The 25,131-nt window shown below is 57.3% G+C and carries 18 protein-coding genes; 5 read left to right on the forward strand and 13 right to left on the reverse strand.

What is annotated here, in order from left to right; genetic code table 11:
* Nucleotides 1–110: 110 nt before the first annotated feature.
* Nucleotides 111–1,154: a transglutaminase family protein gene (locus VFE46_07185; GenBank protein ID HZZ27778.1), complete on the reverse strand. Its 1,044-nt coding sequence runs from the start codon at nt 1,152–1,154 to the stop codon at nt 111–113.
* Nucleotides 1,155–1,310: 156 nt separating this feature from the next.
* Nucleotides 1,311–3,947, reverse strand: coding sequence for a DUF3656 domain-containing protein (locus VFE46_07190; protein HZZ27779.1), 2,637 nt, complete (start codon nt 3,945–3,947; stop codon nt 1,311–1,313).
* Between the two features lie 415 nt (nt 3,948–4,362).
* On the opposite strand from VFE46_07190, the gene VFE46_07195 reads away from it, so the two are divergent.
* Together VFE46_07195 and VFE46_07200 are read left to right on the forward strand one after the other, a co-directional pair.
* Entirely contained in the window at nt 4,363–4,551 is a 189-nt protein-coding gene (locus VFE46_07195; protein ID HZZ27780.1) for a hypothetical protein, read from the forward strand.
* Between the two features lie 34 nt (nt 4,552–4,585).
* A complete protein-coding gene (locus VFE46_07200; GenBank protein HZZ27781.1) occupies nt 4,586–5,554 on the forward strand; it encodes a M23 family metallopeptidase in 969 nt (322 codons plus the stop codon).
* Nucleotides 5,555–5,663: 109 nt separating this feature from the next.
* Here the strand turns inward: VFE46_07200 and VFE46_07205 are convergent, their stop codons facing one another.
* Nucleotides 5,664–5,873 carry a hypothetical protein gene (locus tag VFE46_07205; GenBank protein ID HZZ27782.1) on the reverse strand — a complete coding sequence of 70 codons (210 nt, stop codon included), beginning with the start codon at nt 5,871–5,873 and terminating at the stop codon, nt 5,664–5,666.
* Between the two features lie 232 nt (nt 5,874–6,105).
* On the opposite strand from VFE46_07205, the gene VFE46_07210 reads away from it, so the two are divergent.
* Both VFE46_07210 and VFE46_07215 read left to right on the forward strand, forming a co-directional pair.
* Nucleotides 6,106–6,834, forward strand: a complete 729-nt coding sequence (locus VFE46_07210; protein HZZ27783.1) for a DUF502 domain-containing protein — start codon at nt 6,106–6,108, stop codon at nt 6,832–6,834.
* Between the two features lie 36 nt (nt 6,835–6,870).
* Nucleotides 6,871–7,020, forward strand: a complete 150-nt coding sequence (locus VFE46_07215; GenBank protein ID HZZ27784.1) for a hypothetical protein — start codon at nt 6,871–6,873, stop codon at nt 7,018–7,020.
* A 95-nt stretch (nt 7,021–7,115) separates the two neighbouring features.
* Here VFE46_07215 and VFE46_07220 read toward each other — a convergent pair whose 3' ends face one another.
* Nucleotides 7,116–7,808 (reverse strand): VTT domain-containing protein, encoded by a 693-nt coding sequence (locus tag VFE46_07220; protein ID HZZ27785.1) that lies wholly within the window; start codon nt 7,806–7,808, stop codon nt 7,116–7,118.
* Nucleotides 7,809–7,970: 162 nt separating this feature from the next.
* Nucleotides 7,971–9,332, reverse strand: a complete 1,362-nt coding sequence (locus VFE46_07225) for an MFS transporter (protein ID HZZ27786.1) — start codon at nt 9,330–9,332, stop codon at nt 7,971–7,973.
* 183 nt (nt 9,333–9,515) lie between these two features.
* Between VFE46_07225 and recQ the strand changes: the two genes are divergently transcribed.
* The gene (gene recQ, locus VFE46_07230; protein ID HZZ27787.1) at nt 9,516–11,783 is read left to right on the forward strand and encodes a DNA helicase RecQ; all 2,268 of its coding nucleotides are present in this window, start codon (nt 9,516–9,518) and stop codon (nt 11,781–11,783) included.
* A gap of 51 nt (nt 11,784–11,834) precedes the next feature.
* Here recQ and VFE46_07235 read toward each other — a convergent pair whose 3' ends face one another.
* From VFE46_07235 to VFE46_07270, 8 genes are all read right to left on the reverse strand, one after another.
* On the reverse strand, nt 11,835–13,463 hold the full coding sequence (locus tag VFE46_07235) for a sodium:proton antiporter (protein ID HZZ27788.1): 1,629 nt from the start codon (nt 13,461–13,463) through the stop codon (nt 11,835–11,837).
* A 232-nt stretch (nt 13,464–13,695) separates the two neighbouring features.
* Nucleotides 13,696–15,771, reverse strand: coding sequence for a hypothetical protein (locus VFE46_07240; GenBank protein HZZ27789.1), 2,076 nt, complete (start codon nt 15,769–15,771; stop codon nt 13,696–13,698).
* A gap of 221 nt (nt 15,772–15,992) precedes the next feature.
* Nucleotides 15,993–16,331 (reverse strand): P-II family nitrogen regulator, encoded by a 339-nt coding sequence (locus VFE46_07245; protein ID HZZ27790.1) that lies wholly within the window; start codon nt 16,329–16,331, stop codon nt 15,993–15,995.
* Between the two features lie 143 nt (nt 16,332–16,474).
* Nucleotides 16,475–18,313 carry an ammonium transporter gene (locus tag VFE46_07250; GenBank protein ID HZZ27791.1) on the reverse strand — a complete coding sequence of 613 codons (1,839 nt, stop codon included), beginning with the start codon at nt 18,311–18,313 and terminating at the stop codon, nt 16,475–16,477.
* A 380-nt stretch (nt 18,314–18,693) separates the two neighbouring features.
* Complete coding sequence (locus VFE46_07255; protein ID HZZ27792.1) at nt 18,694–19,401, reverse strand: response regulator; 708 nt, start codon at nt 19,399–19,401, stop codon at nt 18,694–18,696.
* Nucleotides 19,402–19,437: 36 nt separating this feature from the next.
* Complete coding sequence (locus VFE46_07260; protein HZZ27793.1) at nt 19,438–21,078, reverse strand: DUF4118 domain-containing protein; 1,641 nt, start codon at nt 21,076–21,078, stop codon at nt 19,438–19,440.
* Nucleotides 21,071–22,603 carry a hypothetical protein gene (locus VFE46_07265; GenBank protein ID HZZ27794.1) on the reverse strand — a complete coding sequence of 511 codons (1,533 nt, stop codon included), beginning with the start codon at nt 22,601–22,603 and terminating at the stop codon, nt 21,071–21,073. The genes VFE46_07260 and VFE46_07265 overlap by 8 nt, the downstream gene beginning before the upstream one ends.
* Before the next feature lie 269 nt (nt 22,604–22,872).
* Nucleotides 22,873–24,750 (reverse strand): APC family permease, encoded by a 1,878-nt coding sequence (locus tag VFE46_07270; protein ID HZZ27795.1) that lies wholly within the window; start codon nt 24,748–24,750, stop codon nt 22,873–22,875.
* Nucleotides 24,751–25,131 lie beyond the last annotated feature (381 nt).

A 25,131-nucleotide genomic window follows, 5' to 3' on the forward strand; every position in this document is an offset into this window, starting at 1 on the left:
ACCGCAAAGGGTTTGCATTTCTAGCAAATTGAGACGGTCGGGCCAATAGCGGACCGTTCGATGCTAGCAATTCTGTGGGTGAGGATGGCGGTGTGCCATCGTTGCATTGCTTAAGTTGATTCGCCGCCGACAAATTGCACTTGCGGCTGACCTGCCGGCGCGGCGGCGCCGCCGGATGCGCGTGGCGTGACCGAAGAGCCTTTGAGAAATTGGCTCACGTAACGCAGCTTTTTGTCGGGCCGGTCGGGGTCGTGGAAATTATCTCCCTTTTGCAAAATTGCCCGATGTTCCGGAATGCCTCCGAAAGCGCGGGCTCCCGCGGCCTGGCAGGGAAACCAATATCCTTTGCCCGCCTCGTCCACCAAATAAAATTCCGGATAGCAGTGTCCCGGCACCCAGACGGTACGGGCCGGAATGTTGCTGGCCCGGCACAACGCGACAAACAGCGAGGTTAATTCTTCGCAATCCCCCGTGCCGTCGAGCAGGCCCTTGAGGGCCCCTTTAAGCGGGCCATTTTTGTATTTGATTTTTTCGCGAGTATCATCGTATAGAGCTTCCACTTTTTCCCAATCGGCTTTGCCTTCGGTTGTTTCTTTCGCTAGGGCGGTAATTTTCGGATGCGTGCTTTCGATAAACGGACTGGGTTGCAAGAATTGCAGAACGTCTTTGGGTAGCTTGTCCTTGGGGCATTCCTTGTAAATGGAAGGGTCGTCCGGCGGCAGAACCGAGGAGCGCGTGATCTCGAACGTCACCAACGCGTGGGCCTCTTCGCCGGCGTTTAAGATGGGAATGGTAACAATCATTTGCTTGGCACCGCCTTGCAAAGTGCGGTAGTTCAATTCGTGTACAGTGCTGGAAATATCTTCACTGTCGATCGATACTTTTTGCTCGGGCCAATCGAGCGGCACCGGAATGGTCGCTACCATTCCCCGGCACGCTCCGCCCACGGCCCTGACTCGAACGCCAAATTGAATTTTCGTCGTTTGGGATTGATCGGTCTTCGGTGCGTTGCTGCCTTGCGCGGAGCTAGCGGTAGGCGTTTGATCGAATTGCGCAGCGACCGGCGAGGCGACACCGGTCGCTACCAGCATGGCAATCGAGAGGACCACAAATGGCGATAGGCAGACCCATCGCCCAGAAGCAAGCTTTTGCACGGAAATCTCCAAAACAACGGCCAGCCTCCGTGCAAACGGCGGTTACATCACGCACCAGCAACATGAAGCGGTTTCCACTCGATACTTTCATTGTAATTCAAACAGGCGAAGCAGACACACGGTTCAAAATCGAGCTTTAATTATGCAAATTTTTGTTTACGCCAGTTGCAACGTGCCGCGGGTAACACCCAGTTGATTCAACACTTGCAAGCTTCTCCAGGCTTGCCGCGGTGGCTCCAGCCCGTTGATTACTCGGGCGTAGTGTTCCAATAATGGCGCCACTTGGACAGCCGATTCGCGCAGCAATTCCACGCGGAAATGCCGCACGCCCAAGGCTAACATGCTGGGAATATATTCCGCGCCCGATTGTGCCACGGAATTGAAAATCGTGTTGCGACAGCCCGTATCGGCCAGCAGTGGGAAAGCAGCGCCAGTGCGGTCGCGCAGCTCTACTTTATGGCGATCGCACGGCCGGCCGCAATCACGGGAATCTTTGCCATTCGAAAGCATCGCGGCGAACACGCAATGCTCCATGTGAAACATGGGCATGTGCTGATGAACGACAACTTCCAATAGCCCAGGATCCATTCGACGCAGCATGGCGGCCAGTTGTTCCCAGTTCAAATCGTAACTGGGCACAAGCCGCGAGAGGCCTTCCTGTGCCAGCAAATGGGCGGTTAATTCGTTGGCCACGTTGAGCGAAAAATCGCCAATGAGTTGGAAAGATGCAATCAATTTCTGCTCGGCCGCAGCTGGCGCTTCTTCGCGGAAAAACATCAACGCCGCCAAGTTCCGCACCAACACCGCATCGGGTTGGGCCTTGGCGATGATCCGGAGCAGGCCTTCTTCGCCCGGCTTGATGATCCGCAACGACGCCAAGCCAATTGGCATGCGGGCAGAACGGGCTTTGGCCACCGCTTCGTGATAGCGGCGGAGATCTTCGAAATCGGCATAGACCATCGCGGGAGGCAAGAGCGGAGTTTCCGGCCGCCAGGCCAAAACTGCTTCGAGTTGCTCCATGTTGCGGACTAGCACGTTAAGCGCTGGCTGGTCAGCAGGGAATTTGCAGCGATGGTTCTGAACGTCGCGGCGCAATTCGTCCAAGGCTTGCGGATAAACCGTGCGATTGCGCTTCGCTTCGCGATTTCGTTGCAACAAGGCAACCGCCTGCCGGCGCAAATCGTTCAGTACGCTTTTGGGCACCATCACATTCGGCGGCAAATCATTTTGCATGTCGGCCAATTCAAAAGACGTGCCGCCCAAGCGGCCCAGTTGTTCGCGCAGCAGTTCGGGAGTCACCGGATGCTTTCGCGCTGCCTGCAAAGGCCCGGGCCACGTTGCGCTGCCGAGGTTTTCGCGGGAATCGCGCACTTCCAAATTCAAAGAAGCGCCTAGAGTGCCTGAAATCGTGAACTGCAACGGCTCGCGGTGAATCACCACGTCGCGGGCAAACGTTTGCCCCATTCGCTGGCGTAGTTGCGGATCGTCGGTTTTCCACACCAGGCTGCCCAGGGCGATGGCGGCCAAATTCACGCTGCCGTGGTGCAAAACCATTTCGATGCAATGTTCACCACCCCGCGTTTTGCAATTAGCCCCGCTACACGAAGCGTTGGGCGCAAGCTTTTGCGCTTCGATGACGCGCCCACCTTGTTCGTCTTGCTCGGGATGCCCTTCGTCAAACACGATGCCGTCGCCGGGTTGAACGATGTGGTGCAAATGTTCCGAATCTGCGGAATCCAGTTCCACGATGACGCCACGTGCCGTTTTATCGACCACCGTGCCCAGCCGCACGCCGCGGCTTTTGGGAAATCGCCCGGGAACCAACACTTGATGGTTTACGCCGCTAAGAAAACCGTGGCTGAAACCGCGCGAAAAACTTTGTTGCAGATCGCGCTGCTTTTGGCGATCTAAGGCGAACGGCAGATTCGCCGCGGCCGCATCGATGGCGGCGCGATAAGTTTGCGAAGTGATCGCTACATACTCGGCGCTTTTCAAGCGGCCTTCGATTTTGAAGCTGCACACGCCGAGTTTCACCAGCGGCTCAATTAAATCGTGGGCCGCCAAATCTTGCGGGCTGAGCAAATACTGTCGGTCGCCAGTATCGCGCTGCTGGCCGTCGACAAACAATTCGTACGGCAATCGGCAGGCCTGGGCACACTGCCCACGGTTCGCGCTGCGGCCTCCCAAGGCTTCGCTAGTTAGGCATTGCCCGCTATAGGCCACGCACAGGGCGCCGTGGACAAACACCTCCAGCGGCATGGCGGTTTTCGCGGCAATGTGGGAAATGTCGTCGATGGAAAGTTCCCGGGCCACAATCACCCGTTGCACTCCCAAGCGGCGGACAAACTCAATTCCGCGTGCCTCGGTCAACGTCATTTGGGTAGAACCGTGAACCGCCAGGTCCGGCGCCAAGTGGCGAATCAAATTCGCGAGCCCCAAATCTTGAACAATGACGGCGTCGGCCCCGGCCGCCACCATGGCGGCAACGAAACCAGCGGCCTCCGGCAATTCGCTGGAGAAAATCAAAGTGTTCAAAGCCACGTATCCGCGGACATTATGCCCGTGCAAATACGCCATGACCTCGGGCAGTTCGTCGAGCGTGAAATTCGCCGCCCGATGCCGGGCATTGAAATTGGAAAGGCCGAAATAAACCGCGTTGGCTCCGTTCGCCACGGCAGCGCGCATCGCTTCCCAATCACCGGCGGGAGCAAGCAATTCGGGAGTGCTGGAACTGGTATCGAGCATATGAAAAAAATTCTCGGCTACGGCGTGTAAATGCGTCCGATCATTCATTAGTATACCGGTGCGGCAGTCGATTCGCGATGAGCAAATTAGGCCACGCCGCCCGTCACACCGTTGAGTTGGCACGCTCTCAAAGTGTGTGCTGCCGACAGTCGCTTTATCCATTTTGTTCCAGGTTTTTATTTTTCGGACGGAAAAGGTGAGTTTCTTCAGCGGCAGATTCACGCGCACCGCGCCAATGCCCGAGCGGCATCGTCGGGCCGGTGGACAAATTCGATGGCGTTTTGGTTCCGGCATGTGCATTGTTGGTGATTTTGTGCTGCGTGGCGTGCGGCCGTTCGAACAACACCGGGCTGTGGACAGCCCGGCTCGGCCCACAACATCAGTTGCGGATAGCTCGGCTCGGCTCACAATAGCAGGCTGGAAAAATCCGGCTCGGAGTGGCTCAAACGGCTAGTCTGTTGGTATGAAAGCGCACTATAACAAACGGGTGGCCCAATTTTGGAAAGAAATTTTGAAGATCGTCGCCGCGCGTGAAACAACCATTGCAGCGCTTGGGTACATGCATAAAACCGGCGATGGTGGAGAAAAAGGGAGGGCGAGGCCACAATCAACCACCTGGCACGCCATGCCCCACCTGATGAACACGTTCTGAGCAACCACACCCCAACTCACTCAGCGAGAAGAATATGAGACGCCTAAATCGGTTGGTGCTGATACTGCCCGCAGTTATGGCCATCACAGCGTTTGCCGAAGACAAGTCGACGGAACAAACTGCGCGCAGCTATGTGGATGCGTTCTTGAAGGGAAACATGCAGTTGTTGCTGGAACATGCTTCGCCGGAACTACGGGCACTAATGAAGGACGCCGCCAGCATGAATGCCATGCGCGCCGGCAGCGTCGGCAATGGCGCCATCACCGCCGATGAGAAATTGGGGGCCGACTACACGCGGTTGGTGAAATCGACCAAGGGGCAAATGTTTTCGATCAGCGCTTCGGTCACCTCCGACGGAACACTGGCCGGCTTCCTGATTCAACCCACCGGAGAAGCGCCATCAAATTTCTTGGACTATAAAACCAAGGCCGACGCACGCTTGCCATTTGCCGGAACCTGGACCGTGTTCTGGGGAGGCCGCAGTGTCAAAGATAATTATCATGCGTCCTACTCGGATCAGCGCTTTGCCGATGACATCGTGATGATGAAAAATGGCCAAACGCACTCGGGCATCGGAGTCAAAAACGAGGATTACTATTGCTTCGGGCAGGCCATTATCGCACCGGCGGCTGGTTTAGTGGCGGCGGTTGTCGATGGAATTGACGACAACAAGCCGGGAAAGATGAATCCGGCCGAAGCGGCTGGCAACCACGTCGTGCTGGATTTGGGCAATGACGAGTATTTGTTTTTGTGCCACTTGCAAAAGGGGAGCCTGAAGGTGAAGCCGGGAGACCACGTCACGCAAGGGCAGGCCATCGGATTATGCGGCAATAGCGGCAACACCTCGGAGCCGCATCTGCACATCCATTTGCAAACGAAGCCCAATTTTGGCGAAGGGGAGGGCCTGCCGCTGCAATTTGAGCATTATGTAGCCAGCGGCAAAGCGGTGGACCGCGGCGAGCCGACCAAAGGCCAGCTCATTCACGACGCCTCGGACAAGTAAATGCCACGATCCATAAAGCCGGCGATGGCATCGCCGGAACGGAGCGCCGCACAAATGCCCTGCACCGGGCATACCATGCCCGGCTTTGTGAACTTGACAAGCGCTCGATTTAGCCGCCGTCTAGCGGTCTTTTGCGACGGCGACGATACGGCTTGACGTAGCGCCCTTTTTTTGTGCCCGGAGCAATGCCAATCAGGCTTGCTTCGGCGGCGCAGCGCTTGCAGCGGATTTGCTGATTATTGAGCTTCGCGCCGCACTTGGGGCAGCGGCGGGCTTTACGCATTAATTTGAGTTTGGTGCGGGGACGGGTGCGGACCATGCCGAGTATCTCCTCGTGAAAACGTGAATCTACCAAGCTATCGGCTGGCGTCCGATCAATCAAGGTGGCTGGGCCGCTCGAACTGGCAACGGGAAGCAAAACCGCGTAGACTCGACGCTGCATTTGCTCCGCCGCCAGGGTGCTACACGCGCCCGGTTTACCAATCCACGGGAATTTTCCCCGCCGCGGCGGAGTCGCCGAACGATCCTTTTTCCCAGCGCCCCCAACGGTCATGGCTCTAGAAAAATCGGGCCTATCGACGCAGCTTTCGTCCGGGGTCAGGCCATTTCGCACCGCGGTGCTGCGCGGGCTGGGGGTGGTGGCGGCGCCGCTGTTAACGCTGGTGATTTTGCTGTGGATTGTGAAGACGGTCGATTATTACATTCTGGAGCCGGTGCTGGACGGCACGCGCGAATTGATTGTGGGCCACTGGGCCGACATACGCACCCAGCTTCCCGATGCCCAGCCCACGGCCGATCCGACGGTGTTCGTTTCCGAAGGGCACGAATACAAGCAGCTCGAAAGCGGGCAGTTCGTTCCGCTTGCGGTCTACACCACCGTGGTGAAACGCAGCCCGGGGGAAGCGCCGCCGGAAAGCGGGCAAGAGGCGTATCGCCGCTGGCTGGATGTCACATACTTGCGCCCCTGGATTGTGGGACCCGTGTTTTTGGTGGTGTTTGTGCTGCTGATGTATGTGTTGGGGAGCATGTTCGCCGCCGGGTTGGGCCGGGCGTTTTGGGGTTGGTTTGAACAAGGGATTGGCCGGCTGCCGGTGGTGCGGGCCGTGTACAGCTCGGCCAAGCAAGTCACGAATTATGTGTTTAGCGAACGGGAATTGGATTTCACTCGCGTGGTGGCCGTGGAATATCCGTGCCGCGATGTGTGGTCGTTGGCGTTTGTCACCAACGAGGGGATGACCGACGTGCAAACGATCGCTGGCGTGCCAATGTTGACGATTTGACTGCCGACCAGCCCGGTGCCGGTGAGCGGGTATACGATGCTCATTCCCAAAAGCGACGTGATCGATGTCAACATGACGGTGGAGCAGGCGGTGGAATACATCGTGAGTTGCGGCGTCGTGCTGCCGGCGGAGCAGTTGGAAGAACGGCTGGCGGAGCCGCGATTGGGGAATGGGAATAGGGAATAGGGAATAGGGAATAGGGAATGCGGAATGCGGAATGCGGAATGTTGTGATGTTTAGCCGCGACGCGGTAGCGGAGCGCGCGGGCCACGGGCGGAGAATTAATCTGCCGGGCGTTCGTCGCCGTGGAGCAGTTCTTCGCCGCGCCAAGCGCGAAAAATGCCCAAGAGCACCGGCAAAACGCTTACCAACACGATGCCCAGCACCACCAGCTCGAAATGATCTTTAATCCACGCAAAGCGCCCCAGCCAATAGCCGGCCCAGGTCATCAGCAAAATCCAACTGCCGGCGCCCAGCACATTGAACATTAAAAAGCGGCGGTACGTCATGCGCGCAACGCCGGCCACAAACGGCGTAAAGGTGCGCACAATCGGCACGAATTTGGCCAGCACAATCGCCTTACCGCCGTGTTTTTCGTAGAACGCTTTGGCGGACATCAAGTACTCATGCTTGACGAAGCGCAAGCGACCCTTTTCGAACACATGTTCTTCCAGTTGCCGCCCGAGAAAATAATTGCAGGCGTCGCCGCAAATGGCCGCCGGAATTAATACCAGATCGAGCACGACGATGTTGAATACATCCTGGCTGGCTAAAAACCCGGCGGCAAACAGCAGGGAATCGCCCGGCAGAAAAAAGCCGACCAACAGCCCCGTTTCGCTAAAGACGATGGCGCCGAGGATGGCGTAACCGGCCCAAGGAGCCCACTCTGGATTGACGATGGCGCGCAAGTTTTCCGGACGAGCCAGGCTCATCAGCCATTTGACGTGCTCGATGATCCACTGGAAAACCGCCACGTTTATTTCTCCGGCAGCGCCCACCGAGGCGGACGGCTAATTGGGTATTGGGGTAGCCGGATGCTCACAGCATCGGGACCGGAAGGCGTGGCCTTCCGGCTGCATCGAAAACGCTACACAAACATAAGGCGCGCACTAGATAACCATACCATACCCGAAACTTTATTCCGGCAGCAGCTTGCCTTTCGTTTCCGGGGCGAAGGGTAGGGCGAGAATGCCGACAAGGTACACCAGCGCCGTCCACGTGCCGATGCTGCGAAGCGTATCGACCGGTTTGGACGACGCCTGGCTGAGGGCGTAATAGCCTTGAATGAACGCGCCGGCGGCCGCCACGAATCGGCCGAAGTTGTAGCAAAACGAGGTGCCCGTCGCCCGGAGGCTGGTCGGGAAAAGTTCGGGGAAGTAAATCGCATACAGCGCGAAAATTCCAAGTTGGCAAAAGCCCATGATCGGCGTGAGCCAGAAGACCTGGTAATGCGAAGTCATGCCCTGGAATTCCAGGACCGTGGCCAGAAACGCCAGGACGAAGGCAATGGCAAAGGTCGGCTTTCGGCCCAGGACGCGGGCCAAGCGAGCGTAGAGCATCATGCCGGTGAAGCCGCCGATTTGCATCATGAACAAATTGATGGCGACCCAGGTGGTGAGCTGGCTGTCGAGATCCGCCGGTTCCAAGTGTTTGGAAGCGAGCGAATCTTTAAGCACGGTGCGGACCAAATCGTTGCTGAACACGCCGACGCCCCAAAAGCCGACAATGCCGGCGCAGCCCAACACCAGGCCGATGATGGCGTTTTTTCGCCAGCGAGGATCGGAAAACAATTTTCCCAGCGAGCCGAGCAAACTGCCGGCGAGTTTGCCTTCGGCCTTGGCTTTGAGCCAGAGTTCTGGTTCGTGGACTTTGCGTTGGACTAAAACAACCATGGCCGCCGGCAGCGCGCCGACGACGAACATCCATCGCCAGGCATGCGGCACGGCAAGCAGCCCAAAGGCATAACCGATGACGGCCGCCAGCGCATTGCCGACCGTGGAAAGGGCCTGCAGCAAACCGAGCGCGCCGGCGCGGGCAGACGAGGGGACCGTTTCGGCCACCAAGGCTACGCCGACGGCAAACACGCCGCCAATGCCCAGGCCGGTCATCAATTGAAAAACGGCGAAATCCCAAAATGCGTGGGAAAAGAAAATGAGTCCGGTGCAGACCGAGTACAGCAAAATACAAACGATAAGCGTTTTGGCGCGGCCGATTTTATCGCCCAAAGCACCAAAGAAAATGCCGCCGGTGCCCCAGCCCAAGAGAAAAATGCCGGTCACATAATAACCGTAGGCCGTAGCATTGGCGCCGGTTCCGGAGAGCAATTCTTCCATGGCGGGGCGGCGCGCCTGGTTGAACAAGTGCTGATCGAGGCAATCGAACAGCCAGGCCATGGCCGCGACAATCAGCACGAACCAGCAGTGCGCGGTCATCTCCCGATACCACGGCCCGGGATGCAGATCGATTTTCGCCGGCGGCTCCAAATTCAATTCGGCCATGAAACAATCCTGGGCTAGGGTCTGGCAAATTTGACGGCAGTTGCGCGGTTTCTTCCGACAAGTGGCTCAATGATAAATGTCAGCCTGCCGCTCGTCCAGCGAGAAGGCGAGATTCTATGCCGCGCGCGCTTTACTTATGCCGAAAGGGTGGTATAACAGCTTTCCACGTGAGGAACGGTTCATATGTCCACTGCCGCTGTATCCCCTGTGCCCGCGGTTCCGGATAATGCTTCTGGCACGGTGCCTCCCGCGGTGCTGGCCACCATTCGCCGTTTTTGGGGATTTCAGCAACTGCGGCCGTTCCAGGCGGAGGCCATTGAAGCGGCTTTGACCGGCCGCGATTCGCTGGTGGTGCTGCCCACCGGCGGCGGCAAATCGCTGTGTTATCAGGCGCCGCCGGCCATGACCGGCGGGACCGACGTGGTCATTTCGCCGCTCATTTCGCTGATGAAAGACCAGGTCGATGGCCTGCGCGAATGCGGCTATCCGGCGGCGGCGCTACATAGCGGCATCGAAAATGAAGAGCGGAGAAACATCGAGCAGAGTCTGCTGCGTGGCGAATATCGGTTGTTGTTTGTTGCGCCGGAGCGGGCGGTCACGCCGTGGTTTTTGAACATGGCCCAGCGGCTGAATGTGCGGCGGTTTGCCATTGATGAGGCCCATTGCATCAGCCATTGGGGGCACGACTTTCGGCCGGAATACCGCCAACTGGCCAAGCTGCGCGAGCAATTTCCGCAGGCCAGCTTGCACGCGTTCACCGCAACGGCCACACTCCGGGTGCGCGAGGACGTGATCCGGCAATTAAATTTGCGCGACCCGGCGGTATTGGTCGGTTCGTTCGATCGGCCGAATTTGGTCTACCGTGTGCTGCCCCAGGTTGACGTATATGGGCAAAGCATCGAAGTCGTGCGGCGTTATGCCGGGGAAGCGGTTATCGTATACTGCCTCACGCGAAAAGATGCCGAGTGCGTGGCGGCCGTGTTGAATGCCAATGGCATTCAAGCGGCGGCGTATCATGCGGGCTTGGATCCGGCCGTGCGGCATCAAGTGCAGGATGCCTTTGCTGCAGAGAAATTGAACGTGGTTGTGGCCACGGTGGCGTTTGGCATGGGCATCGACCGCAGCAATGTGCGCTGCGTGCTGCACACGGCCATGCCAAAAACGGTCGAGCATTATCAGCAAGAAACAGGCCGGGCCGGGCGCGACGGGTTGGAGGCCGAGTGCGTGCTACTGTATTCGTTTGCCGACGCCATGCGGTGGGATGGCCTGATTCATAAAAGCGCCGCCGATGCCGAAAATCCCGGCCAGTTTATCGAGGCCCAACAGCAATTGCTCCAACAAATGCAACGGCTGTGCAATTCGCCGCGCTGCCGGCACCGGGCGCTGGTCGAATACTTCGGCCAACCCTACGAACGGGAAAACTGCGGAGCCTGCGATGTGTGCTTGGCCGACGTGGAGACAGTGGAAGATGGCACCGTCGCGGCACAAAAAATTCTGTCGTGCGTTGCGCGGGTTGAGGAGCGATTTGGCGTGGGGCACGTGGTCGATGTGCTGACCGGCGCGAACACCGAAATGATTCGCAACTGCCGGCACGAGCAGCTCAGCACGTACGGCCTGTTGCGTGAAGTGCCCAAAAAGCACGTGCAATCGATGGTGTATCAACTGGTCGATCAAGGTTTGCTGGATCGCACGCCGGGCGAGCGGCCCCTGCTAAAGCTCAACGCGGCTTCCCGGGAGGTATTGCGCGGCCAGCGAGAAGTTAAATTGCTGCGGCCCAAGCAGACGGCCCCGACGCAGGCCCAGGTGGATGCCGATTCCTGGGAAGGCGTGGACCGCGACCTGTTCGAGCGGTTGCGAACTTGGCGGCTGGACTTAGCCCACGAGCGCCAAGTGCCGCCCTATTTGGTGCTGGACGATGCCTCGTTGCGCAGTCTGGCGCGAATTCGGCCCACTCGGCTGGAATTGTTGAAGGAAGTCCGGGGCATCGGCGAAAAACGGTTGGCCGATTTTGGCGCCGGGCTGGTCGAACTGGTTCGCCATTACTGCGCCGAATACAAAATCGATGCCGATCAAATTGCTCCCACTTCCGTTTCTGCATTGGGCGGCAGCGCCGGCGAACCGCAAGCGGCCTATATCAAGCCAAAGCTGCCGAATGCGGTGAAATCGCAAGCGTTCGAGTTATTTCGCCAACGCTGGTCGATTGACGACGTGAAACACAAAATCAATCGGGCGCGCAGTACGACGTGCAGCTACCTGGTGGAATTCATCGCCGAAGAAAAACCGCCGCGAATCGATTGCTGGGTCAGCGACGAAATTTACCGCCAAGTGACCGCCGCTGCGGCTCAACTCGAAGCACGCCGATTAAGTCCCGTGTTTGAACGTTTGGATGGCCGCGTGCCGTACGACCTCATCCGCTTAGTGCTGGCGCATGTGGAATCGGTCGCACAGTAGTCGTTAGCAGCTCGCTGGCACGCTAAAAAATTCACGGCGTGAAACATCGGGCTACAAAAATAGCAGGTTTAGCAACACCAAAAGCGGCAAGAGAATGACGCAGCTATAAACCATGTAGCCGAAGAAGCTAGGCATACGCACGCCCCAGGATTCGGCGATCGATTTAACCATGAAATTGGGCCCGTTGCCAATGTAGGTCATGCTGCCCATCATAACGGCGCCAAGGCTGATGGCGGCCAGCAGATCTTCGCGGATGAAATGTCCGCTTTGCAGCGCCAATATGCCATGGCCGGGGGCGGTCGTCATGGCATTGGCGGCTTCGAAATACACCAAATAGGTGGGCGCGTTGTCCAGGAACGACGACAGCGTGCCGCTGGCCCAAAAGAATTTGTACGGAGTGTTCAAGCCGAGCTCGGCCCCCCGGGCGTTCAGAATTTGCAGCGCCGGCTGCATGCAAATGAAAATGCCGAAGAACAACACGGCCACTTCGATGATGGCCGCGAAATTGAAATCGTTCATCTTCCGCGTATGGGCCGAGCCGAGCAGTAGCGATAAAGCCAACAGTCCCAACTGCACAACCTCGCGCAAATAAAGCCAAGGATGCCAATTGGTGCCGGGGAAAGCTTTGCTAGGGTCGAGGAACGCCACGGCCAGAATGACGCCCAACAGCAGGAGCCCATTCAGTTGCCAGCCGGCGAAGCGCAAGCGATGAACCTGGGCTTCGTCGCGGACAATATCGCGGGCTTCTTCTCGCGGATAGACATAGTACCGGTCCCAGGCCCAATAAATGGCCAGCAGGCAGCCGTTGATGAAGAGCCATTCTTTCCACAAGCTCAGCGTCCACAAAAACGGCACGCCTTGCAGGTAGCCCAGGAACAGCGGGGGGTCGCCCAGCGGCAGCAAACATCCGCCGCAGTTGCATACGACAAAGGTGAACAGCACGACGGTATGAGCCACATGCTTACGCTGGCGATTCGTTTCCAGCAGCGGGCGAATTAAAACCATGGCCGCGCCGGTGGTGCCAATCAGGCTCGCCAACAGGGCGCCAATCGCCAAAAAAGCCGTGTTGGTTGCCGGATGTGCCGGTAAATCCCCCTCGATGCGAATGCCGCCGCTGATGGTGTATAAACACATCAGCAGAATGATGAATGGAACATATTCATTCAGCATCGCGTTGGCCAACAAGTTGCCGACTGTGCCCCAATGGAGGAATTCTTCCGGGGTAAATGGCGAAACATGGCGTGCGGGAAAGTGGCCAATGATGGGGAACTGATGCGCCAATCCGTAATACAGCACCGTCAGGGCTGCCAGCCCACCGGCCACGTAAAAGCGGTGCAAATTGCTTTCCCACCAATGCTTGGCCCCATGCAGCAGCGGAAGAATCGCAATCGCAGCCAGCATGAGCACGAACGGAATCACCATGTACAACGGCGGCGGGGTGTGTTCCGCCTGTTGCCCCACGGTGGGGCTTGCTGGCTCAGCCGTAGCGGCTGCCGCCGTGGCATGCATTTCGTCCACGATTAAGCTCGTCGCATGCTGCGGCCCGCCGGCTAGCAGCCAGAAAGCGTAACAAGCGATGATGACGCCGGCGGCAATCATCACGCCCGTCGAGGAAGCCGGCCGTGTAAATGCCGTTCCTGTAGCGGAAGTCGGAGCTTGCGGGTGGTTGGTGCTGGCCATTCAAAAAAAATCGTTCAGGAGTGAAAGAACGTGGCTACGGACGGCCACGCCGCCCTGCATTCTTACGTCATGCGGAATGAAAACGCCAGGGCAGCCGGTGATCGCCTAATTTGGCCACTCCACAATGTAGTGACGGCTGTCCTCAGCCGTTTTTCTCGAGTGACACGCCGGCGGCTGGGACAGCCACCATTACATTTTTTTCAAATTAGGCGACCGGGCAAACCTGTGGCGACTAACCGATGAACACCTCCGGTTGCAGGGTGGGGTTGGGCTCGGCCCGGCGGATCAGCTCGCGAACCATCCAGGGAACGTTCCCCTCGCCGAACAACAGGAAGCTAATGCTGGCGGCCATCGGGTTTTCGTTCGACCAGCCGAAGTGCACCTCCGGCGGCCGGCCGGCGCGCGACAGCTCCAGGGCAATGGTGGCGATGACGTGGGCCACCGATGCGCAGCGCCGCACGCCAATGATAAACCGTTCCTCGCTTTGGCGAATTTCCATGAGCGGCATTTGCTCGAACTCGCTGGTGTCGCCCAACTCCGCTTCGATGAACACAATCGGCACCTCATCGGCAATTCGATGGCGCTCGCGGATGATTTGCTCTTTTTGGGCCAAATCGCGCGCACCGGGGCGATGGGGCACCAGCACGGGGAATTCCAAGTGCTTCAAGCTGTCCCACAGGAAGCGCGATTCGTAGCTCACAAATTCGAAGCCGGCGAAGCGCAGCTCGGTGCTGCGCCGCATCCGCGACCAGAACGACAACACGACCACGGCCACGATAAAGCAACTGGCGATTTTAATGCCGTCGGGCCGTTCGATCATGTTGCGCGCCGTGGTGTAGAAAAACACTGCGGTAATGAACACGTATGCCCAGGGAATGCGAAACGGAGTGTAAATGTTTTCGCTTTTGCGGTAGCGATCGATCACGGTGGCCACGCAGCCGCTGGAAATCAGCACCAACACGCCGGTGGCGTAAGCGCCCCCTTGGGCTTCCACATCGGCATGAAAAATCCAAGTGACCAGCAGGTTAATGGCGGTGAAAATGAGCACCAGCGGCCGAACCACGCGGGCCCATTCCGGGGCCATGCCATAGCGAGGCAAATACTGCGGCACCAGATTCAGCAGGCCCGCCATCGCGCTGGCGCCGGCGAAGCTGAGAATGACCACGGTCGAAAGATCGTAAATGGTGCCGAACACTTCGCCAAACAGCGGGCAAATTGGGCCGCCGTTGTGAGCCAAATACGCCAGCGCACGCCCTTGGGCCACGCCCCCTTCGCCGAGCAAACTGGGGTCGATCAGCGTGGCGGTGACAATTGAAGAGCTAAGCAACAACACCGACATCAGCAAGGCGGCCGTCACCATCAGCTTGCGCGTGTTGCGGATGCGGCCCAGCGGATTTTGCGGATCGTCGTCTTTGTCGCCTTGAATCAGCGGCATCACGGCCACGCCGGTTTCAAAGCCGCTCAGGCCCAGGGCCAGCTTCGGAAAAATCAGCAGGCAAATGGCGGCAATCGAGCCCAGGCTGGTTCCCGACACCAGCGCCGGCAAATGCTTAATGTGCCAGTTGCCGTCGCAAACGTTTTGCCACCAACCTTCCAACCGGGCCGGATGCGCCAGTAAGTAAACCAATCCGCTGCCGATGACGATGGCATTTAGCGTCAGATACACGCCCACGATGACCACAGCCAGGCCAATCACCTCGCGGAAGCCGCGCAAAAAACTGGCCCCCAGCAAGACGAGCAGCAGCATGGTTACCATCATTTGTTGCTTGCCTTCGCTCAGTTGACGGATGAAGGCGGGCATTTTCGCCCAATACGGGTTGTGAGTTAAATGCACGGCGGCATCGGCGGCGCTCAGCGTTTTGGTGATGACAAAATCGGTGGCAGCAAAACCGAGCAGAATCAGCACCAGCGTTTTGCCTTTCCAGCCGTGCACCAATTGCTCCAGCATGGCAATCGAGCCTTGCCCATGAGGCGATTGTCCGGCCACGTGCGAATAAACCGGCACGGCCCCAAACAGCGTCAGCAGCACCAACACCACGGTGGCCAAGGGGGCCAACATGCCGGCGGCCTCGAAAGCAATCGACGGCTGATACCCCAGCGTGCTGAAATAATCGACCCCCGTCAGGCACATGACCCAAAACCAAGGGCTTTGGTGCCAGACGGGGGCGACTTGATGTTGCGGCGAATTATCGTTGGGGAGTTTTAGCGACGTCGACGATTGACGAATCGTGGCCGATGGCCCGGCATCGGTCGATAGCGCCGGCGCACCTTGGAGTTTTACATCGTCGCCCGTGAGAAAAGCGCCCATGACGCTGGCTTTCGTGGAAGCACGCCGAAAAGCATCTGGACTGAAACGCTCGCAAACGAACCGGGCACATTGTAGCAGGCCAAGGTTGAACTAGCCAAAGCAAGTTGGACGCGCCTGGAAGCGGGCCAAGGTTCTACGGCACCCTCACCCTGCCCTCTCCCAAGGGGAGAGGGCTTGAAATCGGCCCGCGTTAATCTGGCCCACATCAAACTGGCCGTGCATTAAATCGCCGAGGCGTTAGTTTCGCCGGTGCGGATGCGGACCACGTCGGTCAGCGAGCTGACGAAAATTTTGCCGTCGCCCACTTGGCCGGTGCGGGCCGCGTTCACGATGGCGTCAATCACACTCTGAGCATCTTTTTCGTCGGCCACCACCTCAAGCTTAACCTTGGGAAGAAAATCGACGGCATATTCCGCGCCGCGATAGGTTTCGGTGTGCCCCTTTTGGCGGCCGAAGCCGCGCACTTCGGTTACCGTCATGCCTTGCACGCCTTTGGCACTGAGCGCGTTTTTTACTTCTTCCAATTTGAAGTGCCGGATTACCGCCTCGATCTTTTTCACGGGAATTCTCCTGGATCAGGAATCTATTTGTGAGTGAGAAGGATTTACCGCCGTTTTAGTAGCGCTCCGCTCCGATGGTGCATGCACCATCGGAGCGAGACGTCAACGTGATTGACTTTACCTTGCAGAACGTTTGACAGAAACTAGGAGCTACCGGTGTGCTCGAAATCGGGCCAGCCCAGGGCGCCCATTTCAGGCATATCGAGACCTTCGATTTCGGTTTCCCTGCTGACACGAAGCGGCGTGATTAGGTTGCTGAATTTGAACCAGATCATCGCCATCGCGAAACCGAATACGAAGACTACACCACAGTCGATGATCTGCGCTACGAGCTGACTAGGATCACCGTAGAACAGACCACGAACGCCATCGATTCCACCCGCTCCTGGTGCTTTAACCCAGGCATCGCGGACGACACCGTTCCAGCCAGCTCCGTACTGCCCGGTCGCTAGCAATCCGACCGACAAAACGCCCCACAAGCCACAAGCTCCGTGAACAGAAATGGCGCCTACGGGATCGTCGACACGAACCTTATCGAAGAAGGCGACGCTCCAGACCACAAGCACGCCGGCGACGGCCCCGATGATACAAGCGCCCATACTATTTACAAAGGCGGAAGGAGCTGTAATGGCGACTAAGCCCGCCAACATGCCGTTGCAAAGCATGGATGGATCAGGTTTCTTTCCTTGGACAAACATCATATAGCACATGGTTGCCAAGGCGCCTGTAACGCTGGCCAACATGGTGTTCACCACGACATGTGCAATCCGCAGATCGGAGCCTGCCAACGTGGAGCCGGGATTAAATCCGAACCAACCGAAGGCCAGAATAAAAGTACCGATGAGGGCCATAGGCAGACTGTGACCAGGGAACGCGTTAATTTTCCCATCAACATATTTGCCAATGCGCGGCCCGATACAGATTGCACCTGCCAGACCGATAATGCCACCCATGGCATGCACTACGCCGGAACCGGCAAAGTCGACGGCGCCATGCCCAAAGCCCCAGTTGACGCCCATTTGTGCGAGCCAACCTCCTCCCCATAGCCAGTTGGCATAGATGCAATACGGCAGCGCGACCCACAGACCATAGAGACAGAAGTTTTTCCACGTCCAACGTTCCGCCATGGCGCCCGTGGGAATGGTGGCGGTGGTGTCCATGAACACCATCATGAAGAAGAACAGCGCCATCACGCCGACATCGTCAACGCCCTGCAAGCACCAACCCTTGGTGCCAACAATTCCATATTTGAAAGCGCCGTTGCCGCTGGAGTCGGGTCCGATACCGATGCCTTGGTTCAGAACCGCAGTGCCTGGGCCAAGAGATGCGTACCAACCTGGCGGCACGGGACCGTTGTACCAGTTACCCCAACCCAATGCGAAACCGTACACGTAAAATGCGATGCAGCCGAGCGGATAAATCATGAAGTTCATGGCGAAGGTATGGGCCGAGTTTTTCGAACGGCACAAGCCGCCTTCCACCATGGCGAAACCGGCTTGCATGAACATCACCAAGAAGCCGGTTACCAACGTCCACACGAAGTTGATCGAGAATAAATTGTGCGAGATGCGATCATAGTTGTCTTCTTTACTCAGTGTGGTCGGAACATCGCCCTTACCATCGCCGGCTGGGGTTGCCCACACGCCCGCATGACCGCCCGTGGCATCAGGCCAAAAGAGTAAACCGCTGTCGTCTTTTTTCGTTAAGTCCGAACTGAAATAATCGGGTAGCTTGGGCGTTGCAGCGGCCGCCTCAGCAGGAGCAGCGGCCGGAGCGGTAGTGGCAGCAGCAGGAGCGGCAGCAGCAGGAACGGCTGCGTCCGGCGCCTTTTTTGCATCCTGAGAGAAAACATATGATCGAGAAACAACGAACCCCAAAACAATTGCCACAAACCAAATGACCGGCTTTCTACTAATTAATACTTGCCACCATTTCCGCCTGTTCGACATGACACATTCTCCTCGGATAAAAGGACCGTACAAAGCGCACACCGACGACAAAATTGAATTGGACCTCGCACTAATGGAGGCCGCGAGGCGATTTGCAATCGCTGTACCGCAGCAGCGCGCAGTGCGCGCAATTTAAGCGCGCATTTACAACTGCTTACAGCGTGCTAGCTTACGAGTGTGCAATCACAGAAAAACTGGATGCACGCATGCGCGGCATGAAAAACAAATGCTTCGCCGCCAAGCGGCAGTTGCCGGAAAGATTGGCAAATTTATAAAGTTTTTATTTTTTAGCGATACAACTTTATGAAATCTTCGCGCGCCTGCAGCAAAGCAACTCACCACCCGCTCGTCCCATCAACCGCTCCGTTAGCGCGTCGCGGCTAAACGTTGAAGGCAATATTTCTGCTATTGCGTTATTCAAACGCCAGGCGATAGCCGACGCCTTGCTCGGTAAGCAAGTGGCGCGGCTGTGCGGGATCGGCCTCGATTTTGCGCCGCAACCCGGCCATGAAAACCCGCAAATGCTGCGTGTTTTCCGCCTGCGTCGGGCCCCACACTTCGGCCAAGAGAAATTGATGCGTCAGCACTTTGCCCGCGTATCGCACCAGGGTGGTCAGCAAGTTGTACTCCATGCGCGTCAAATGCACCTCCTCGCCGCGAACAAATACGCGGCGGGCGGCTAAATCGACTTTCAAATCGCCCGATTCGAACACCGGCGCCTCGTTGCCGGTTTGCACTTGGGCGGTATGCCGCAAGGCCACGCGAATGCGGGCCAGCAATTCGCCGGTGCTGAAGGGCTTTTGTAGGTAATCGTCGGCGCCGTGATCCAGTGCGGAAATCTTCTGTACATCCTGATTTCGCACAGAAAGCACGATGATGGGCGCCTTTAGCCAATCGCGCAGCTTGCGAAGCACTTCCTGGCCATCCATATCGGGCAAGCCGAGGTCCAAAATCACCACGTCCGGCGGACTTTCGGCTGCGATCGACAGTGCTTCCTCGCCGGCGCTGGCTTCCTCAATGCGATAACCCGCCCCGGACAAAAATGCTCGCAGGAATTTGCGCATGGGGGCTTCGTCTTCCACCAACAAGACCAGCGGCGGTGAGGAGGTGGCGGTCGACATGGGCAAATGCCGCAGATTAACTCAGAACGAAGGGATTCAAGCCAACGAATCTTCTACATCTAAATTAACCTGCGGGCTTTGTTGTGGGCAGGGCAGTGAGATAATAAATTCGGCGCCTCCGGTGGGACGATTGGCCGCCCGAATGTTTCCCCGATGCGCCTGCACAATGCCTTGGCAAATGGGCAACCCCAGGCCGATGCCGCGCTGGCCGTCGGCAACAACTCGCGTGCCCCGATAAAATTTTTCGAACAGCTTGGTGGGGTTTCCTGCGGGCAGGCCGGGGCCGTTGTCGGCCACGATGATTTCGGCGATGTCGCTGCGGCGGACGGCTGAAATTTGGATCCGCGTGCCCTGGGGCGTGTAACGGATCGCATTTTCCAACAAGTTGGCCAGCACCTGCTCGATGAGGTCGGCCGCGACCCACAGCATGGGAAAGTCGTGTGGGATATCTACGGATACACTGTGTCCTTGCAATTCCCCACGCAGCCGCGCCAGCACCACGCCAATCAGTTCCTCCAGCACCTGCCAGTCGCAATTCAGCACCAAGGTGCCGGAGTTCAGGCGGGCCATTTCCAACAAATTATCGACCTGCCGGGATAGGCGGTGCGATTCGTCGACCACGGTTTGCAGCATTTCGCGGTTGGCGGGGGACTGGGGATCGGTGGAATGATCGAGAATGCTGGAAGCGGTCACCGCGATCATTGCCAGCGGCGTGCGTAAATCGTGCGAAACGGAACTTAGCAGCGCATTACGAAATTGTTCCGCCTGAACGTGCAGTTGAGCTTGCTGAACTTCTAGCCGAGATTGATCACGCTCAATCGCTAGAGCGATCAGGCTGGCGCAGGTTTCCAGCATGCGCCGCTCTTCAGGATCGAACAACCGATTCACATCGCCGGGGCGGACCGCCAGCACTCCCATGAGGCGCTGCGATCCAATCATCGGAATCCACATGGCCGTGGCATCCGGGAGCAGGTCGGTTCCCAGTCCGCCGCTGCGGTGGTTTTCGGCCACCCAATGCGCTGCAGCTAAATCGGCCGGGTTGCCAGCCACGATGGCTTCGCTGCCAAACCGCACTAGCAGTTCGCCGTCAGGCTTGGGCAGCAGCAACACCACCTCGCCGCCAAACACTTCAGTCAATTGCCGGCCGGCACGGGGAACGAGAAACTCGGTCCCTGCCAATTCGCTTAATTGGCGCGTCATACGATAAAGTTGGGTGGTACGGCGTTCTTGGCGTTGCGATGCACGAAATTGCTCCTCCGTTTGCCGCTCGTGCTGTTGCGAGGAACGTAGCTGTGTTTGCAGCCGGGCGGTAAGTTCGCTGATGAGGATGCCGATTCCCAACATCACGCCCAGTGTCACAATGTACTGCGTATCGCTGCGAGAAAACGTGAACCGCGGCTCTACAAAGAAGTAATCGAATACTAACACGCTGAGTACCGCCGCTGCAATTGCCGGCCCGCGGCCAAACCGCGCCGCCACCAGGGCCACGGCCGCCAGAAAAATCATGGCGATGTTCGTCGACGTCAGCCCGACATGGTCACTAATCCAAGCCAGCAAAGCGCAGCTGGCGATGACGGCCGTCGTGGCGGCGTAGCGCTGCCAAGAAACGGAATCGCTGCGTGCTGCGGCGCTGGACGAAGAGGCTGGGGTTCTCGGTTGCTCGTCGACATTACGCATCTAAAATTCCGCTTTTGAGCACGAAATCGGGATATGCCAGAGTGCCCATTTCGCTGCCGTCCAGTCCCTGCAATTCGGCATCACGGCTGACACGCAACGGCGTGATGAGGGCGCTGAGCTTGAAGCAGCCATAAGCTACGAGAAATCCGAACACAATTAGCACGCCCGCTTCAATCAGTTGTGCCGTCAATTGGCTGGCGTCGCCGTAGAACAGACCGCGCACGCCATCAGCGCCGGACTTGGAAAAAACTTCCCGGGCCACTCCGTTCCAGCCGGCGCCAAATTTGCCATTGGCAAACAACCCGACGGAAATAACTCCCCACAACCCAGCCACGCCGTGCATGGAAACCGCGCCCACCGGATCGTCGACGCCAACTTTATCCCAAAACAGCACGCTGATAATGATCAACACACCGCCTACAACGCCAATTACAAGCGCCGCCCACGGGCTCACAAAAGCGCAGGCGCCGCTAATAGATACCAGGCCTGCCACCAGACCATTGCACATCAGCGTGGGATCGGGCTTCTTCACGGTGGCCAGTAAATAGAACATTGCGCCCACCGCGCCTCCGATACCGCCCAGCAGCGTGTTCACAAAGACCGAGCTGAGCTGCAAATCGGTGCCCGCCAACGTGGCGCCGGCGGTCATTCCGAACCAGGCAAATAGCAAGATGAGGGTGCCGACGACGACGTAAGGAATATTGTGGCCCGGCATGGCACGGGGGCGGCGGTTCACAAATTTTCCCAACCGCGAGCCAATGCAAATGGTGCCAGCCAAACCAATGATTGCCCCCATGGCGTGAATGACGCCGGAACCGGCGAAATCGACCGCGCCGTGACCCAAGTTCCAATTTTTTCCCATTTGGGCGAGCCATCCGCCTCCCCAAACCCAATTGGCAAACAATGCCAGCGGCACAATCACCCAAAAACCGTACAGCACGAAGCTGCGCCAGGCCCAGCGCTCCGCCATGGCGCCGGTGGGAATGGTTGCGGCGACCATCAGGAAAGCCGACATCAAAAAAAACAGGGCCAACACGCCGGGCGTGTACAGTCCCGTTAGCGCAAAGCCCGTGGCGCCAAACAGGCCGAAAATCGATGTGTCGGGCGCGCTGGCTTCCGAGCCGAAGCCAATTCCGCGATTGAGTTGATTCAGCTCGCTGCCTAAGGCGGTCGACCAGCCAGGCGGGGCCAGGCCGCCGGCTAAATTTCCCCAGCCGAGTGCAAATCCGTACAAAAAAATCGCGCAACCGGCCAGCGGCACAATCATCAAACTCATAGCAAACATGTGGGCGGAATTCTTGGGGCGATTCATACCACCGGCCACCAGCGCCATGCCCGCCGGGACAAGCAGCGTTAGGCAACCAGCAGCAAGCGCCCAAGTAATAAACCACGGGAATGATGAATTCGTGGTGGGCTGGGCGATGGGCAGCGAATTGGGTTCCTGGGCCAATGCCACTCGTGAATTCAAAGCCACAAGCAGCATGGCCAGCCCGGCCCATGAAAAAACGTTCCGCCTGCGAATCATGAACGCTCCCTCAATCGGTTTGAAACGGAAAGCCGTCGCCCATTCCTTTCCGCTTGCTATTGTACTTGGCTAGCACCCATTTTTCCGTCCGGCTCGATTTTTGTTGAACTCGAAAACTGCCGCTTTATGGAACTGGAAAATCGCCGCGCAGATGCGGTGAAGTCGCAGGCTCTATTGCCGCAAAAAAATAAAAGGGCGCCACGGGCGATTACCACCCGTGGCACCCAGGGTACCAGTTTTAACAGGCTGAAACTATACGAGGCACATCCTCAGGCCGGTGCAGCCCGACGAGCCGCCGCATCGGCACTGCTGACGAACGACGTTTTGCCTTTTTTCTTGCCAGAGAAGACGAAGTATAAGCCGCCGTAAATGCCCCAGACAGCGGCGACCGCAAGAGCCCAACGAGGTTCGTAGGGACTCATTCCGCTCACGAATATTGGACCGACAATGTAAAAGAGCATGCAAAGCAAATTAGCAATTAGTCCAAACAGCGGGATGAACATGTGCTTAAATCCGCTGAAGCTATGATGTTCGCGAAAAGCCACGATAGCCACCCAGCAAGTTAGCATGTACAGCATGAACGTGCCGAAGTTACTCGTCAAAGTGACAATCAACAAACTGTTCGGAAGGGCCGCAGCTTTGGCGCTGCTGAACACCAAAAAGCTGGGATACCAAATGCTTGCTTTTTGGCCGTCAGAGAGAGCAGTATCCATCGTGGCGGGCACGGCCGGCCCACATAGGCACCAGAGCACGGTAATGATTCCGATCACAATCGAAACCCCGCACAGCGTCCAAATGGCACGGTGCGGCGACAAGTTCTTGCCATGCAACATGCCAAAGTGTGCCGGCATTTCGTCGTCGCGACCCATGGCGTACGTGACGCGCGCTCCGGTATTCATGCACGAAAGCGTGGTGCCAATGAGCGCCAGGAACACGGTAGCGGCTTCGATCAGCATGAAGGTCTTTCCTGCCGATGGGCTGCCGAACAGCCACGTCCCGGCTAGAGTCATCATATCGCCGATGGGAGCCCCGGAGCTGGCGGCTTTGGTAATTGGATAACCAGGATTAAGGAAGTAACCGGCACAAAAGTATTCGATTAAGTAACAAACCACGCCTTGTATGAATAGCGACAACAAGACGGCTCTAGGAATATCACGCTTAGCATTTTTCGCTTCCTCGCCCATCGAGGTGACGGATTCGAAACCGACAAGGATGAGAATCGCCACACACGCCTGAATGATTATAAAACTGAACCCGTGCGGAGAAACCACCGAGAGCGCCGAGTCGTGAAATTCAAACGTATCTTGCTTATCGCCCGTTGGCTTGGTGGCATCGACCGGGGTTTGATCGACCCCAGCGCCGTTGTAGGTAAGACGGTACGGCTTATCTGTGCCGTTTTCCTGAACGACTTTGTAAACATCTTCCCCTTTGTCGTTCTTGATCTTTACGGGGCTGCCGTCTTTATCTTGTTCCAAAACAACGTTGATCGGATTGCCATCGGGGTCAAACGTCCAACCGACGGAGCCCTCGCCATGGCTCAAGCGATAGCCCAGGGCAATGACAGAGAACACCAACAATGCGCTAATTTGAATTACGTTGATGGCGATATTTACGCCAGTGGAACCGGACACGCCGCGGTGGGCGATGTACGAGACACCAATGGCAAATACGATGCAGAAGCCAATCATCAACGTTGGGCTGCTGATCGTTCCGTTAAAGGTGTCAGGCCAGAATTGATTTGCCAAATAGCCCACCAATATTGCGGTTACACCAACCATTAATCCTGGATAGACCCAGTAGTACAAGTGGCTAGCCCAGCCGGTGATGAATTTGGCCAGCCGTGCGAACTTATAAGCGTGCGTTTTTGACAAAAATGCTTGTTCGGCAAAGAAGTACGATGAGCCTGCCCCAGGATACAGCTTCGATAATTCGGCATAGGAAATGGCGGTGGCGAAACACAGCATAATCGCTGCCAAAATTCCAAACCAAATAGCGCAGCCAGCCATTGGCGCACCATATTGCGATTGGATTTGGAATGTCAGCCACAAAAACGCGCCGGGGGCGATGAGCGCCATGGCGTTCATCGTCAGCCCGGTGAGCCCGAGCGTCTTTTTCATGACCGGGCCAGAGGAAGGATCAGCAGACATGCAACACCTCGTTCAATTTGCCAGAAGGATGGAAACAAACGCCTGAAGGTTTGGAAACGGGCACGGCGGCAAAGGAAAATTCCTCGCCTGAAAAACGAAAACGCAACCACATCATCCGACCGCCTTACGGATCATGCGCAGCTTGGGCACGCAAGAAGGGAAGAGAACAAAATATCAGTAGGATTGTTGGTAGTAGGCGGGTAAAGACCTGCAACCTGGTTCCTGCGGATATGCACGCGTTTAATCTCTTGGAGAAGTCCCTTCTGGCGCATTCTCGCGCTGACCTTGACGATCCGCCTCCGCCTGTGCCCTGTTTCTTAATGCGGCGTTTATTTTGCAAGTAACGTACCAGCACACGGCGGAAAATGTATTAAGCAAACA

The sequence above is a fragment of the Pirellulales bacterium genome (assembly GCA_035656635.1).
Classification (GTDB): domain Bacteria; phylum Planctomycetota; class Planctomycetia; order Pirellulales; family JADZDJ01; genus DATJYL01.

Bases quoted from the DNA above. Each gene is read 5' to 3' on its own strand.
- VFE46_07270 (HZZ27795.1), bottom strand. From the start codon at position 24,750: ATGTCTGCTGATCCTTCCTCTGGCCCGGTCATGAAAAAGACGCTCGGG.
- VFE46_07260 (HZZ27793.1), bottom strand. From the start codon at position 21,078: ATGCGTAATGTCGACGAGCAACCGAGAACCCCAGCCTCTTCGTCCAGC.
- VFE46_07205 (HZZ27782.1), bottom strand. From the start codon at position 5,873: ATGGTCCGCACCCGTCCCCGCACCAAACTCAAATTAATGCGTAAAGCC.
- VFE46_07215 (HZZ27784.1), top strand. From the start codon at position 6,871: ATGCTCATTCCCAAAAGCGACGTGATCGATGTCAACATGACGGTGGAG.
- VFE46_07255 (HZZ27792.1), bottom strand. From the start codon at position 19,401: ATGTCGACCGCCACCTCCTCACCGCCGCTGGTCTTGTTGGTGGAAGAC.
- VFE46_07240 (HZZ27789.1), bottom strand. From the start codon at position 15,771: ATGGGCGCTTTTCTCACGGGCGACGATGTAAAACTCCAAGGTGCGCCG.
- VFE46_07200 (HZZ27781.1), top strand. From the start codon at position 4,586: ATGAGACGCCTAAATCGGTTGGTGCTGATACTGCCCGCAGTTATGGCC.
- VFE46_07265 (HZZ27794.1), bottom strand. From the start codon at position 22,603: ATGATTCGCAGGCGGAACGTTTTTTCATGGGCCGGGCTGGCCATGCTG.
- VFE46_07195 (HZZ27780.1), top strand. From the start codon at position 4,363: ATGAAAGCGCACTATAACAAACGGGTGGCCCAATTTTGGAAAGAAATT.
- VFE46_07210 (HZZ27783.1), top strand. From the start codon at position 6,106: ATGGCTCTAGAAAAATCGGGCCTATCGACGCAGCTTTCGTCCGGGGTC.
- VFE46_07190 (HZZ27779.1), bottom strand. From the start codon at position 3,947: ATGAATGATCGGACGCATTTACACGCCGTAGCCGAGAATTTTTTTCAT.
- VFE46_07235 (HZZ27788.1), bottom strand. From the start codon at position 13,463: ATGGCCAGCACCAACCACCCGCAAGCTCCGACTTCCGCTACAGGAACG.
- recQ (HZZ27787.1), top strand. From the start codon at position 9,516: ATGTCCACTGCCGCTGTATCCCCTGTGCCCGCGGTTCCGGATAATGCT.
- VFE46_07225 (HZZ27786.1), bottom strand. From the start codon at position 9,332: ATGGCCGAATTGAATTTGGAGCCGCCGGCGAAAATCGATCTGCATCCC.